This is a genomic window from Tranquillimonas alkanivorans (assembly GCF_900115595.1).
GTDB classification, from domain to species: Bacteria; Pseudomonadota; Alphaproteobacteria; order Rhodobacterales; family Rhodobacteraceae; genus Tranquillimonas; species Tranquillimonas alkanivorans.
On sequence record NZ_FOXA01000025.1, the window covers coordinates 24893 to 38470 of the forward strand.

Consider the following 13578-nt stretch of genomic DNA (forward strand, 5'->3'; position numbering starts at 1 on the left):
TGCAAGGTTCGGTGGTGCGCGTACTTAACGGTTGGCCATCCCGTTAAGGTCTGACGTGCTCAAGGCTGCGCCCCTAGCCAGCGCCTTGACAAGAACTTAGCGATCTAAGTATTAAGCGCGGCAAGCCCACACTTGGCACAGCGGCGTCTCAGGAGTGACGCCACGATGAGGAGGATAAGGTACCCCTATGGATGACCTGATGATGCGCGTCGAAAAACGGCGCGCCCTCACCGAACATATCTGCGAGTTTACGCTTCGACCGGCCGAAGGCGTTGATCTTCCGAGCTTTGAGCCGGGCGCACACCTGACGATCGAAACCCCCTCCGGCGCCATGCGCCGGTACTCTCTCGTCAACGACGGCACGGATCCAGAAGTCTATGTGATTGCCGTGAAGCGAGAGATCGAATCGCGGGGCGGTTCTGCTTCGATGCACGACGAGGCAGTTGAGGGCACTGAACTGCGGGTTAGTCCGCCCGAAAACACTTTTCCGTTGCAAGAGGCGAACGAGTACCTGCTGATCGCCGGCGGGATTGGCATTACGCCGATCTACGCCATGGCGCAGCATCTTGAGCGTCAAGGCAAGCCGTTCCAGGTGATTTACTGTACACGCAGTAAAGAAGACACCGCATATCTCGAAGACCTGAGCGAAGCGTTCGGCGACCGCCTGACGGTCCATCACGACAACGGCGACCTCGACGAAGTCTACGATTTCTGGGATCACTTCGAAGAGCCGCGCAATATGCATGTATACTGCTGTGGTCCAAAGCCCCTCATGGAGGAAATTGAGGCGATTTCCGGTCATTGGCCTGAGGGTCGAGTCAACTTCGAGGATTTTAAGCCGGTTGACGTCGTGCGAGAAGACGATACGGCCTTCGACGTGATCCTGCAAAAGTCCGGAAAGACGGTTACTGTTCCAGAAGACCGTTCGATTCTCGAAGCGCTGCGTGACGCAGGCTTCGCAACGGTTAGTTCCTGCGAAAGTGGTACCTGCGGCACCTGCAAGACTCGCTTGATTTCAGGATCCGTTGACCACCGAGATATGGTCCTAATGGACGAGGAGAAGGAAGACCGAATTATGATCTGCGTGTCGAGGGCAAAGGAAGGGAACCTGGTTCTTGACCTCTGAGCCTATTCGCCTGGGCGTTGCCGGCCTTGGGCGTGCATTCATGCTCATGCTGCCGACCTTCCGCAACGATCCACGTGTGCGCCTCGTTGCTGCTGCCGCGCCACGTGAAGAAAGCCGGAGGGCCTTCGAGGCAGAATTCGGTGGTCGTGGTCATGCGACGGTCGAGGGTCTTGCCGCCGATCCGGAAGTCGAAGCGATATATATCGCCACGCCACACCAAATGCATGCTGATCACGTCACGGCCGCTGCGCAAGGCGGCAAGCACATTTTGGTCGACAAGCCTCTGGCGGTGACTCTCGAAGATGCCGATCGAATGGTGGAAGCGGCGGACAAAGCAGGCGTGCATTTGATTGTGGGGCCGAGCCATAGCTTCGATGCGCCGGTCGCGCTTGCTCACGAGCTGATTAAGAGCGGTGAATTCGGGTCCGTTCGGATGGTGCAGGCGCTCAACTACACCGATTTTCTATACCGTCCACGCCGTCCGGAGGAATTGCGAACAGAAGAGGGCGGCGGCGTTCTTTTCAGTCAGGGTGTGCACCAGATCGATATCGTCCGCTTACTCTGCGGGGGGCTGGCGCGACAGGTTACAGCGATGACCGGCGCATGGGACCCTACGCGCCCGACCGAAGGAGCGTATTCGGCTCTTATGAACTTTGAGAATGGGGCCTTCGCAACGCTTACTTATTCCGGGTACGCTCACTTCGACAGCGACACATGGATGGGCAACGTAGCTGAACTGGGTGGAGAAAAGCCACCGGAGGATTATGGCAAAGCGCGTCGTGCGCTTGTGGGTCTTGACGCCGAAGCGGAGACGAAACTCAAAACAACGCGCACCTACGGATCGGGTGCCGAACCTCCGGCAGCGCGTCATCATGAACATTTCGGACCGATCATCGTGCTTTGCGATCGAGCAGATTTGCGACTCACTCCCGATGGTGTTGAAATATTCGGAGATACAGAGCGACGTTTCGTCGAAGCTCCGCTAGGAGCCGTTCCACGAAAAACTGTGATCGACGCACTTACGGCAGCAGTGCGGGAGGACGTTCCGCCGCCCCAGACGGGTCGCTGGGGGCGAGCGAGCCTAGAGGTCTGCCACGCCATTCTTCGGTCGGCGGATAATGGCGCCGCTGTCGATTTGTCACGCCAATGCGGAACAACCGAAAAGGAGGAGCACGCTTGACCGACTTGAAACTCTCCATCGCGATGGGCAACTACGATCGAACACGCGCCATCGTCGACGGCCGGGTGAAGATAGACGGCGTCGATCCGGTGCCGATGCTCCTGTCGCCTGAAGAAATGTTCTTCCGTGCTTTCCGGCACCAAGCCTTCGACATCTCGGAGCTGTCGCTGTCATCCTATTCGATTTCGGTCGCACGTGGAGAACCGCACTACGTGGCTATCCCGGTGTTCCTGAGTCGCGCGTTCCGCCACACCTCAGTTTACATCCGCACGGATCGCGGCATCGAGCGGCCCGAAGACCTTAAAGGCAAGCGCATCGGGATCGCTGAGTACCAGCTCTCCGCGAACGTTTGGGTGCGCGGTATCCTGGAGGAAGATTTCGGCGTCAAGCCGTCGGACGTGACTTGGGTGCGCGGGGGCATGGACACACCGGGGCGGCCCGAGAAAATAAAGGTTGATCTGCCGGAGAATGTGGCGGTGGAGGCTGCGCCCGAGGGGGCGACGCTCAACGCAATGCTGGCTGAGGGAGAAATCGACGGCTTCATCGGGCCGCGCTGGCCGCGCTGCTTCGCCGAGGGGCATCCGCATGTGGGGCGCCTTTTCTCGGACAGTGTCGGCGCAGCGGAAGATTTCTACAAGCGGACGAAAATCTTTCCTATCATGCACGTTCTCGGCATCCGCCGGTCGCTCGCCGAGGTACATCCGTGGCTACCTGGTGCCCTTCTCAAGGCTTTTTCAGAGTCCAAACGGCTGGCCCAGGACGCGCTTCAGGACACCTCTGCCACCAAGGTGACGATGCCGTTCGTCGAGGACAATCTAAATCGTGCGCAGGCACTAATGGGTTCTGATCCCTGGACATACGGAGTCGCAGGAAACGCGCACGTTCTTGACCGTTTTCTAGATTACCACCACGCGCAGGGCCTGTCGCCGAGGCGCGTGCAGGTAGACGAACTTTTCCATCCGTCGACGCAGGAAGCCTATAGCCTCTGAGGGGAAGCCATGACCGACTACACACCAGGAGACGTCGTAGAAGTACGGATCGGGGACCAGCTCGCTTATGTTCAGGTGACGCACAATCACCCGAGTTACCCGCCTGTCGTCCGTGCTTTCGGTGGCCTTCACGAGAAGCGGCCGGAAGACCTTGACGCGCTTGCCGCTGGACCGACGCATTTCGTTGCGATGATCCCGCTCGGCAGCGCTTTGCGCCACGTAGGAGCGGAACATGAACTGGTGGCACGCGTGCAGGTGCCGGATGAGCAGAAGAAGTTTCCAACCTTTCGGATGCCAATTCGCGATAAGAAGGGTGAAATTGTTTACTGGTGGTTCTGGGACGGCCAAGGCCTGAGTTACGACGTCGAGCTGGACGACGAACAGAAGGCGCTGCCGTTGCGTGAGGTTACTTCGGGCGCTCGATTTCTTGAAATGCTGAGCAGCGAAGACGCCTAGCGCTAACGCAGCTGAACAAGGACGTTTCCGAAGTTCGATATTCGGGGCGTCCAACTACAACAAAGGGAGGAGTGCCTCATGCCGGAAACGCGGTGCCCTGATATTGCGGAGTGCTTGCCGAAGCATGCGGACCTGTATTTCGGTGGTGGATGGCACAAACCGACAGCGGGAACTTATGAAGATACGGTGAACCCCGCGACTGGCCGAGCGCTCACTACTGTTGCCACGGCAGGACGACCCGATGTCGACGCCGCGGTCGCTGCGGCGAAGGCGGGCTTTCAAGTTTGGCGGGATGTCGTCCCACTCGAACGTGGTCGGATCCTAAAAGAGATTGCGGCGCTACTGCGCAAGCATGGAGACGAGCTCGCAATGATTGATGCCGCGAACTGCGGCAACCCGTACACCGAAATGCGTGGCGACGCGACCATTGCAGCCGCGCAAATGGAGTTCTTCGCGGGGCTTGTCACCGAGATGAAGGGCGACACGATCCCGATGGGCCCGGACCGGGTGAACATGACGGCGCGAGAGCCGCTTGGCGTCGTGGCCCGAATTCTGGCTTTTAATCACCCCTTCATGTTCTGTGGCGGGAAAATGGCCGCGCCCCTCGCTGCCGGCAATTCCGTCATCATCAAGCCACCGGTGCAGGCTCCGCTCTCTGCGCTCCGCTTGGCAGAACTCGTCGACGGGCTGTTGCCGGATGGCGTTTTTAACGTCCTGCCCGGCGGGACAGAGGCGGGTGCAGCGCTGGCTGAGCACAGAGGCGTCGCCAAGGTCACATTGATCGGATCTGTCGGAGCTGGACGCGCTGTCATGCGCAGCGCCAGCGATACAATCAAGCCGGTGCTGCTCGAGCTTGGGGGCAAGAACGCCTTCATCGCCTATCCTGATAGCGACCCTGACAGGATCGCTGATGCGATCGTCGCGGGGATGAACTTTGGCTGGTGCGGGCAATCCTGCGGGTCCACTAGCCGCGCGTTCTTGCATGATGAAGTTCATGATGCCGTCGTTTCGCGCCTTGCCGATAAAGTGGCGCGCTTCCAGCCTGGCATTCCGACTGAGCCGGCAACCACTATGGGAGCACTCGTATCGCGTCAGCATTTTGACCGGGTGATGGGCTTCATAGATGGTGCCCGAGCCGAAGGGGCGCGCGTCATTTCGGGCGGACACCCAGTCACCGATGGGAATTTGGCCGATGGCTACTTCATAGCTCCTACAATCTTCGCAGACGTGACGCCGGAAATGACGATCGCCCGGGAGGAAATATTCGGCCCGGTGCTTGCGGTGAGGCGGTGGTCGGACGAGGAGGCGATGCTCAACGAAGTCAACGCACTCGATGTCGGACTTACATGCGCAATCTGGAGCCGAGATCTTGCAACAGCTCACCGCGCGGCGAAAAGGGTCGAGGCGGGATTCGTCTGGATCAATGAAGTCGGCCGTCACTTCCTCGGTGCGCCATTCGGGGGGGTGAAGCAGTCAGGCATTGGCCGCGAAGAGGGAATTGGGGAACTCATGTCCTTCACCCATGAAAAGAACATCCACATCAATTTGGCTGGCCAGTAAGTTCGGCTCCATGGGAGAAGCATCTATGCGCAACGAGATTGACCGCCCCGTGCCCTGCGACGTGACGGAGGTCTACGGCAGTGATGCCATCGCCCTAATGATGCGGCGGCTGGGCGCGCCCTATGTTGCGCTTAACCCAGGGTCGAGCTTTCGTGGGCTACATGACAGTCTCGTAAATCACCTTGGAAACCGTGATCCGCAAATGCTGCTCTGTCTGCATGAGGAACACGCAGTCGCCATTGCGCATGGTTGGGCCAAGGTTACAGAGACTCCCTTGGCGGTGATCCTGCACGCCAATGTGGGTCTTATGCACGCGGCGATGGCAGTCTACAACGCGTGGTGTGATCGAGTGCCGATGATGATCTACGGTGCCACAGGTCCTGTAGACGCCGCACGGCGGCGGCCTTGGATCGACTGGCTGCATACTTCGCGCGATCAAGCGGCCGTGGTGCGGCCCTATGTGAAGTGGGACGACCAGCCGGCGTCGTTGCAGGCATCGCTGGCGTCCATGATGCGCGCTGCTACAATCACGGCCACGCCGCCAATGGCCCCCACATATGTGTGCTTCGACGTTAGCGTGCAGGAGGAAAGGCTCGAAGACCTGCCGGCGCTACCCGCCCCTGATCGGTACACCGTTCCGCAGTTGCCGCAGATTGCGGAAGCGGATGCAACTCGCCTTCTTGAGATGCTTGAGGCGGCGGCCGCTCCTGTGTTCCTCATGGGCCGCGTCTCACGGGACCTGACCGCGTGGGATCGCCGAATCGCACTTGCGGAGCGCTTTGGAGCGCGAGTTGTGACCGACATCAAGACAGCTGCCGCGTTCCCAACGCGTCATCCTCTGCACGTGGGTGCGCCGGGCTACTTCCTGTCTGGAGACTCGGGCAGTGCCATCGCGGATGCCGATCTAGTGGTCGCCTTTGACTGGGTAGATCCGGCGGGTACACTTTCGCAGGCAGGACACGAGCCGGGCGAGGCGAAGGTTGTAAATATCACGCTCGAGCCGTTTCTCCAGAATGGCTGGTCTCTCGACCATCAGGCAATGCCGCCATCCGACCTGACGCTCCTGGCCGAGCCAGATGCGGTGGTCGCCGCCCTGTGCTCCACCGCGGGCATCGATGCGCAACGATACTCCCCGCCTAGCTCGCACCCGAAGCGACCGGACGGGGTCGAAGAGATCTCGGTCGATGACCTCGCAGATGCGCTTGCCTTCGCTGTTCGAGATACGGCGCCAAGCTATTTGCGCGTTACGCTGAGCTGGAATGGCGAGAAATGCGATTTCAGCGATCCCCTCAGCTATCTCGGCTACGACGGTGGGGCCGGCATCGGTTCAGGGCCCGGTATGGCCGTAGGGGCGGCGCTCGCGCTCAGGGACAGCGGTCGACTACCCGTTGCAGTTCTTGGAGACGGGGACTTCCTAATGGGCGCAACGGCGCTCTGGACGGCAACACATCACAAGGTTCCACTCCTGATTGTGGTTGCGAATAATCGGTCATACTTCAACGATGAGGTCCACCAAGAGCGGATCGCTCGTGAGAGGGCCAGGCCTGTCGAAAACAAGCATGTCGGGCAGGCGATCGACGAACCAGACGTTGACATTGCGGCCATGGCCCGTGCTCAGGGGGCGCAGGCTTACGGACCAGTAAGCCTGATGGAGGAGCTAGAAGAGGTCCTCGCCGCAGCGGTATCTGCCGTCGAAGCTGGCCAGACTGTAGTGGTTGATGTCCGCGTCAGGCGCGGTTATAGCGACGCCATGGCCAAGGGCATGACCGAGGAATAGTAGAGGCGAGAGGCAGGATCCTCGAAGTGTTGCATTGAGGTCCTACTGGACACTTTGTCCCCTTCCGCAAGATGGTTGCTGGCTTCATTGTTGGTCAAACGTAAAAGCTGTTGTGTTGCAGCAGCTAGTAGACCGGATTGGATGGCCAGTGACCGACAACAATACAGATTGCCCAGAAGTCACGGGCGGGGACTATCAGGAAGAGCGGATAGCGCGGCTGGTTCGTCTCGCCGCGCGTTCGTTCAACCGGTCGCTTCAGATGCGCCTGGCAAGCGAAGGAGTAACCTTCGGGCAGTGGATTTTTCTGCGTATTCTTTGGCGGAGTGATGGGCTCTCTCAACGCGAACTCAGCGAGCGAGCTAATCTCACCGAGCCGACCGCCCACAGTGCACTTTCGCGGATGGAAGAGTTGGGCTTTATTACGCGTCGCAACGTGGCCGGCAACAGGCGGCGGCAACACGCATTTTTGACTGATCGTGGATGGCGCTTGCGAGATAAGCTTGAGCCTCTGGCTGTAGAGACCAACGAACTGGCGCTGGCGGGCTTAAACGATGACGAGGTGCGAGTCCTCCGCAAAGCGCTAAATTGTGTCATCCGAAACCTCGAACAGGACGAAAAGGACGCTGCGGTGCGCGGACTACGTGTGCCTCCGACGCGATCCCTCGCCAATATGTGATTTAGTCAGCAGAGCGGCACATGACGTTTTCCGTCGGTCCGCGCCTGCCTGGGCTACCGCTCAACCCTAAATGAGATATCTAATTTGTTGACTCCCGGTGTGGCGCCCCCTTAGAACATAGACGTCTAAGTTTGCGCGACACGAAATCGTTTCCCGCAATGATGCGGGGGCGTTCTACTGAGGGAGGAGACACTATGCGATTTCCAACACTAGCCGCGACCGTATGCGCCGTAGTTGCATCGACTGCCGCATCTGCTGACCCCATCAACCTCACGCTATCCGGCGGCAATCCGGGCGGACTCTGGTCGCTCCTCGGCGCCGGGATCGACCGGGCTGCCAAGGCTGACGACTCTGATTCTGTTGTCACCTATCAGGCCACGGGCGGTGGGTTTGCCAACATCGGCCTCCTCGGTGCTAACCGCACCGACCTCGGCCTCCTGCACGACGCTGAGGCCAAGATCGCTCTGCAAGGGGGGGAGCCCTTCCAGGCGCCGATCGAAAACATGCGTGCAATCGGCTACATGTACAACTGGGCGCCCATGCACTTCTTCCTCGATCGGGACATCGCGGAAGAATATGATATCGACAGCCTCGATGACATCGCCGGAAGCGGAGCGCCCCTACGCATCGGCATCAACCGCTCCGGTAACATCACCTCAAACGTTGCGCTCTTCATGCTCGAGGAGGCAGGCGTCACAGAGGAATCTATCGAAGACAACGGCGGTCAATACGTGAGAGCCGGCGCCAATGAGCAGGCCGACCTGATTCAAGATGGCCGCCTCGACATGATCACCAACGGCATCTTCATCAATCACTCCTCGTTCCGCTCGGTCGACGAGAACAGCGACGTGGTTCTTCTGGATGTGCCGCAAGAGGTGGTTGAGGCTACCAATGAGGAATTCGGTACAGGCACGATGGTGATCCCTGCCGAAAGTTACTCTAATCAGGACGAGGACGTGACAACTTCGGCGCTGGGGGCTCTTCTCGTGGCAACTGAAAGTATGCCTGAGGAAACCGCCTATTCGCTGGCGCAGTCGCTCGTCAACAATATTGACGAAGTGCGCGCGGTGCACGGATCGATGAAGCAGCTTTCCCCTGACCTCCTAGCAACGCCGAGCGTGCTTGAGTTCCACCCGGGTGCAGAGAAAGCCTATCAGGAAGCGGGCCTACTCAAGTGATCGGATCACTCGTCGCCACCGGCCGCAGGCGAAAGCTTGCGGCAGGTTCACAACGTGCCCTAATCGCGGTCGCGGCTGTCTTCGCGACTTGGGTTATCTATGCGAACCTGTTCACGATCTCGGATCCGCTCATTCTGGGCATCCTGTTCGTCTGCGGCATTTACACGATCATGTTCGTCGCGATCGGTGCTACGCCGAACGCGCCGGACCGGATCCCCTTTTATGACTGGGCGCTGTCGGCGCTCAGTCTCATCTGCGGGGTCTATTTCTTCTTGAACGCGGGAGCGATTGCAGACCGCATCAGTCTGCTGCACCCGTTCACCGTTCCACAACTGTTCTTCGGTTCAGCGCTACTCGCGCTTACTCTCGAGGCAACGCGCCGCACTACTGGCCTCGGCCTGACCGGTGTCGTCGTCCTGTTCTTGTTGTACAACCAGTTCGGCTCATTGCTCCCGCCGCCGTTCGGGCATGGCGTAAGTGAATACACTTACCTGCTCGACATCCTGGTGTTCACCACCGACGGTGTCTTTGGTGTTCCGATTCAGGTGGTTGCGAGCTACGTTTTCCTCTTCGTCATGTTCGGCACGTTTCTCTCCAAAGCCGGAGGCGGAGAGTTCTTTTTCAATGTCGCTGCTCTCCTGACAGGCCGTTCCCGGGGCGGTCCTGCGAAGATCGCCGTGATCTCCTCCGGACTGTATGGCACGATGTCGGGGAGCCCAACATCTGACGTAGTTGCTACTGGTTCAATCACGATCCCGGTCATGAAGCGGTTGGGATACAAAGCGCGCTTCGCGGCGGCGGTCGAGGTCGCAGCCTCGACTGGTGGTAGTGCCATGCCGCCTATCATGGGATCGGCGGCGTTCATCCTTGCAGAGTATACTGGCGTACCGTACCAAGAAGTCGTCTACGCAGCCTTGGTGCCGGCACTTCTTTATTACTTGGGCGTTTTCGCGCAGGTTCACTTCCGCGCAGTTAGAGAAGATCTTCGTCCGTCGGACGACGAAATTCCGAGCGCAGCCGACACCTTCCGGACCGGCTGGGTCTTTTTGATCCCGATTATCGGTATCGTTGCGGCTCTGATGGCAGGCTATTCGCCCACATTCACGGCCGGTGTAGGCGTGTTGGGGGCAGTGGTGGCGTCCATGTTGCTTAAGGCCACGCGCCTCTCGCCGTGGCAGATAGTCGAGGCGCTTGGTGAGACCACGCTGCGTATTCTCCCGGTCGCCGGTGCTTGTGCAGCGGCAGGCCTGGTCATTGGTGGTTTGTCGATGACCGGTTTGGGTATGAAGGCTGCGAATGTCATCCTGACAATCAGCAACGCCGAGCCCACGCTTACGCTTCTTATCGCTGCTGTTGTTACGATCATCCTTGGTCTCGGCATGCCGACTCCAAGTGCGTACATTCTGGCCGCTGTGCTAGTCGGCCCGGCGCTGGCTAAACTTGGTTTCCCGATCCTCCAGAGCCACCTGTTCCTGCTTTACTACGCTGTGCTGTCGGCATTGACGCCGCCGATCGCAGTGGCTGCGCTGGCGGCCGCGGCAATCGCTGATGAGGACGCTTTCAAGATTGCGTTCTCGGCGGTGAGGCTCGCCGCGGTGGGTTTCCTGTTGCCCTTTGCGTTTGTAATGAATCCAGGCCTTCTGCTGCTGGCGGACCCCCTGACAAACCTAGTCGCTGTCACGGGAGGGGTTCTAGGCGCAGCGGCCATCGCGATCTCGATCGAGGGTTCAGTTGGGGTCACGCTGTCAAAGCTGGAACGACTAGCGCTCACCGTGGCGGCAGTCGCGGCCGTGATCCCGATGATGGTAGTTTCTGTAACCGGTATTGTCGTCATCCTCGGCCTAATGGCGCGCTATCTGATGCTAACTAGGGCGGCCAGTGCGGAGGAAAAACCCGCTGAGTAACAGAGTGTAAGTGTAGAACGGGCGCATAGCAGCGCCCGTTCTCCTTTGAATACATCGCCGTTCGTCAAAATTAAAAAGGACAGCTGTGTCATACGATAATCAACAGGTGAGACGCGAGGCCCCTGCCTTCTGGAAGAGATGGGCTGTGAGTATGCTGGCGGTCTATCCGCCCCTGGTCATCCTAGTGTATCTCTCACGGACGGTGCTCAGCGGGGTGCCGACGCCGGTGTCGCTCTTCTTGATCGCCCTTTGCCTTACGGGTCTTTCGACCGGCATTGTTTTGCCATTTTTAAATCGACGACTCGCGACTTGGCTTCAGAGTTGAGGTCGCCGACGTAAGTCGGGCTTAACTAACTGTGTTCGAACACAAATACCCCGCTTGACTTGAAACCTTAGATAGCTAAGATTGCTAGCGACCGTTGAACGGGGCTTGGAGGTACAAAATATGCTAACCTACGAAGAGAATGAACTCCTCACGCGGGTAACCGGAGATGCGCCGATGGCGCAGCTTATGCGACAGCACTGGACACCTGTGTGCCTCATGGAGGAAGTGGCTGAGCCCGATGGCAAGCCCCTTCGAGTAGAGGTTCTCGGAGAGAGCTACGTGGCGTTCCGTGACTCCAAGGGCCGACTTGGAATGCTCGACGAACTTTGTCCGCATCGGAAGGCCTCTCTGGTTTATGGTCGCAACGAGGAATGCGGTCTGCGCTGCCTCTATCACGGCTGGAAGATGGACGTGGACGGCAATGTTGTCGCCATGTCGTCGGAGCCAGAGGGTAGCCCCCTAATGGACAAGGTGAAGGCTCGCGCCTATCCCGTCCGCGAATGGGGTGGCTTCGTCTGGGCTTGGCTGGGCGATCCGAACGAGGTGCCGGAGTTCCAACCGCCGGCGTTCGCTCCGGAAGAAGATACTCCTGTATCCATCTTGAAGATCAGGGTGCCGGCCAACTGGGCGCAAATCCATGAAGGCCAGATCGACAGTGCGCACAGCTCCTCGCTCCACTCATCGGACATGAAACCCGCTCGGGTCGAAGGCGCTTCGGCGGATGACAGCGCATGGTATCGTCCGTCGACAGATAAGTCGCCCCGGATGCAAACCGAGACGACAAGCTACGGCTTCCACTATGCGGCCATTCGGAAGCCGATCAAGAACGCCAAGACGCACAATTACCTTCGGATCACGGAGTTTATCGCGCCTTACTACTCGCTGATCCCGCCAAACAACAATTATAAGGTCGCTAGCGTCATCGTTCCGATCAACGATGACGAGACAGCTTTCCATTTCATCGCCTGGGGTGGGCCGAATGTGCCGTCGACGGAACAATGGAGACGGTTCAACTATGCTGTTCCCGGCGAAGACGTGGACCACAAGTGGCGTCCGAAGCGCACGCTGGAAAATGATTTCCTTCAGGATCGCGAAGCGATGAAGGAGGGAAACTTTACCGGCGTAAAAGGGATTCCGAACCAGGACATCGTGATGTGGGTGTCGATGGGGAGTCGGGTCGCCCGGCACACCGACACGCTTGGAGCGTCGGACCTCGCAATCGTCGAGTTCCGACGCCTCATGGCGGACGCAGCGAAGAAGGTTCAGAATGGCGGCCGAGCAATCGGAACCGAGGCCGAGGTTCCGCAGGCGTCGATTGCGTCGCACGAGGGAGTTTATCCTAAGGAGGTCGACTGGCGGACGCTGGTCAATCCGACTAAAGAGACGCAAGCCGCCGAATAAGAGGGCAGATAGAGTCTCGGCGCCCCACCTGAATCGGGTGGGGCGCTTTTATCATTACCCGTAGAGCGAGATGAGGTTTAGGGGGTACGCAGCGTGTTCGACGCGAAGATGCTTAACAAGCGTCCAGGCACGATGCTGTTTGCGCTGCGTGTAAGCCGCGAAGACGCGGACGTTTGCGCAGAAAAGCTAGCGGTGCTGAATGAGCGCCTAGTCCGGGCGGATGGTTTTATTAGCTTAGACGTTATTCGCCGCAATGGTGGTCTGGGAACAGACTTTTTCGTACTTATTCGTTTCACCGACGTCGATTCTCTGGAGGCTTGGCGCGGATCGCGCGAGAGGGCTAACCTCGTCTCTGAAATCGAGCGGATGGCGATCGTGGATATCTCGCGACAGCAGGTGGCCGGTTCAAATATCTGGTTCGAGCCTATAACATCGATGCCGAGTCCTATCAAACCCCCAAAGCTTTGGAAGCGCTGGGTCACGAGTATGCTGGCGGTTTATCCTGCGCTCATTGTCTTGGTGAAAGTAATGGAACCACTTACGGATCGACTGCCAGTAGAGTTGGGTTTGTTCATGGTTGCGCTTGTGCTAACGGGGCTGACGACCGCCTTCATCGTCCCGTGGTTGACGCGTATTTTGCAGCCTTGGTTGTCCTCTCGGTGAAGCACTGATCGTGAGGACCCAGTAGCCGCTAGGGTGGTGGCCTTTATCTTCGGCACCCTGTGCGGGAATGGCGGTGGAAAAGATAGTTCTCGGTGTTCCCTAAGGCAAAAGCACCGCTTACGAACGCGCAGGGAAATGGAATACGGTCGATGAGACCCACTGCACATAAGCCATTACGCTTTCAGGTCGGTTCCGGCTGATACCCGTGTGAGCTCAAGGCGTGGTGGCTTCTAGGGATTCGAGAGAGATCGGAGAGAGACATGGACGGGAACGACATCGAACAGACCGGCGGATGCCCGGTGAAGCACCACACCTTCCGGGGTCCGCGCAACAAGGACTGGTG

12 protein-coding genes are annotated in these 13578 nt (G+C 58.8%); all 12 read left to right on the forward strand.

The genetic code is table 11. The features are described from left to right. Positions 1 to 187: 187 nt before the first annotated feature. The 12 genes from BM162_RS18395 to BM162_RS18445 all read left to right on the forward strand — a co-directional run bounded on the left by BM162_RS18395 (position 188) and on the right by BM162_RS18445 (position 13235). The gene (locus BM162_RS18395; RefSeq protein ID WP_093424933.1) at positions 188 to 1126 is read left to right on the forward strand and encodes a PDR/VanB family oxidoreductase; all 939 of its coding nucleotides are present in this window, start codon (positions 188 to 190) and stop codon (positions 1124 to 1126) included. Continuing rightward, positions 1116 to 2306 carry a Gfo/Idh/MocA family protein gene (locus BM162_RS18400; RefSeq protein ID WP_093424934.1) on the forward strand — a complete coding sequence of 397 codons (1191 nt, stop codon included), beginning with the start codon at positions 1116 to 1118 and terminating at the stop codon, positions 2304 to 2306. The genes BM162_RS18395 and BM162_RS18400 overlap by 11 nt, the downstream gene beginning before the upstream one ends. Next, the gene (locus BM162_RS18405; RefSeq protein WP_177215252.1) at positions 2303 to 3295 is read left to right on the forward strand and encodes an ABC transporter substrate-binding protein; all 993 of its coding nucleotides are present in this window, start codon (positions 2303 to 2305) and stop codon (positions 3293 to 3295) included. Before BM162_RS18400 ends, BM162_RS18405 begins: the two co-directional genes overlap by 4 nt. Positions 3296 to 3304: 9 nt before the next feature. Beyond that, positions 3305 to 3751: a hypothetical protein gene (locus tag BM162_RS18410; RefSeq protein ID WP_093424936.1), complete on the forward strand. Its 447-nt coding sequence runs from the start codon at positions 3305 to 3307 to the stop codon at positions 3749 to 3751. Positions 3752 to 3829: 78 nt separating this feature from the next. Continuing rightward, on the forward strand, positions 3830 to 5311 hold the full coding sequence (locus tag BM162_RS18415; RefSeq protein WP_093424937.1) for an aldehyde dehydrogenase family protein: 1482 nt from the start codon (positions 3830 to 3832) through the stop codon (positions 5309 to 5311). A 25-nt stretch (positions 5312 to 5336) separates the two neighbouring features. Next, positions 5337 to 7088, forward strand: coding sequence for a thiamine pyrophosphate-binding protein (locus BM162_RS18420; protein WP_093424939.1), 1752 nt, complete (start codon positions 5337 to 5339; stop codon positions 7086 to 7088). Positions 7089 to 7236: 148 nt separating this feature from the next. Continuing rightward, complete coding sequence (locus tag BM162_RS18425) at positions 7237 to 7764, forward strand: MarR family winged helix-turn-helix transcriptional regulator (protein ID WP_245759335.1); 528 nt, start codon at positions 7237 to 7239, stop codon at positions 7762 to 7764. 194 nt (positions 7765 to 7958) lie between these two features. Further along, positions 7959 to 8942: a TAXI family TRAP transporter solute-binding subunit gene (locus tag BM162_RS18430; protein ID WP_093424941.1), complete on the forward strand. Its 984-nt coding sequence runs from the start codon at positions 7959 to 7961 to the stop codon at positions 8940 to 8942. Continuing rightward, positions 8939 to 10846, forward strand: coding sequence for a TRAP transporter permease (locus tag BM162_RS18435; RefSeq protein WP_093424942.1), 1908 nt, complete (start codon positions 8939 to 8941; stop codon positions 10844 to 10846). The genes BM162_RS18430 and BM162_RS18435 overlap by 4 nt, the downstream gene beginning before the upstream one ends. A gap of 106 nt (positions 10847 to 10952) precedes the next feature. Further along, positions 10953 to 11171 carry a putative antibiotic biosynthesis monooxygenase gene (locus BM162_RS23630; protein WP_500691299.1) on the forward strand — a complete coding sequence of 73 codons (219 nt, stop codon included), beginning with the start codon at positions 10953 to 10955 and terminating at the stop codon, positions 11169 to 11171. Between the two features lie 120 nt (positions 11172 to 11291). Continuing rightward, a complete protein-coding gene (locus tag BM162_RS18440; protein WP_093424944.1) occupies positions 11292 to 12572 on the forward strand; it encodes a Rieske 2Fe-2S domain-containing protein in 1281 nt (426 codons plus the stop codon). A 93-nt stretch (positions 12573 to 12665) separates the two neighbouring features. Next, on the forward strand, positions 12666 to 13235 hold the full coding sequence (locus BM162_RS18445) for an antibiotic biosynthesis monooxygenase (protein ID WP_093424945.1): 570 nt from the start codon (positions 12666 to 12668) through the stop codon (positions 13233 to 13235). The last annotated feature ends 343 nt before the right edge of the window (positions 13236 to 13578 follow it).

What these genes read in the sequence shown, in the direction of transcription:
- BM162_RS18415 (WP_093424937.1), top strand. Translation starts at nt 3,830, where the DNA reads ATGCCGGAAACGCGGTGCCCTGATATTGCGGAGTGCTTGCCGAAGCAT.
- BM162_RS18430 (WP_093424941.1), top strand. Translation starts at nt 7,959, where the DNA reads ATGCGATTTCCAACACTAGCCGCGACCGTATGCGCCGTAGTTGCATCG.
- BM162_RS18410 (WP_093424936.1), top strand. Translation starts at nt 3,305, where the DNA reads ATGACCGACTACACACCAGGAGACGTCGTAGAAGTACGGATCGGGGAC.
- BM162_RS18395 (WP_093424933.1), top strand. Translation starts at nt 188, where the DNA reads ATGGATGACCTGATGATGCGCGTCGAAAAACGGCGCGCCCTCACCGAA.
- BM162_RS18440 (WP_093424944.1), top strand. Translation starts at nt 11,292, where the DNA reads ATGCTAACCTACGAAGAGAATGAACTCCTCACGCGGGTAACCGGAGAT.
- BM162_RS18420 (WP_093424939.1), top strand. Translation starts at nt 5,337, where the DNA reads ATGCGCAACGAGATTGACCGCCCCGTGCCCTGCGACGTGACGGAGGTC.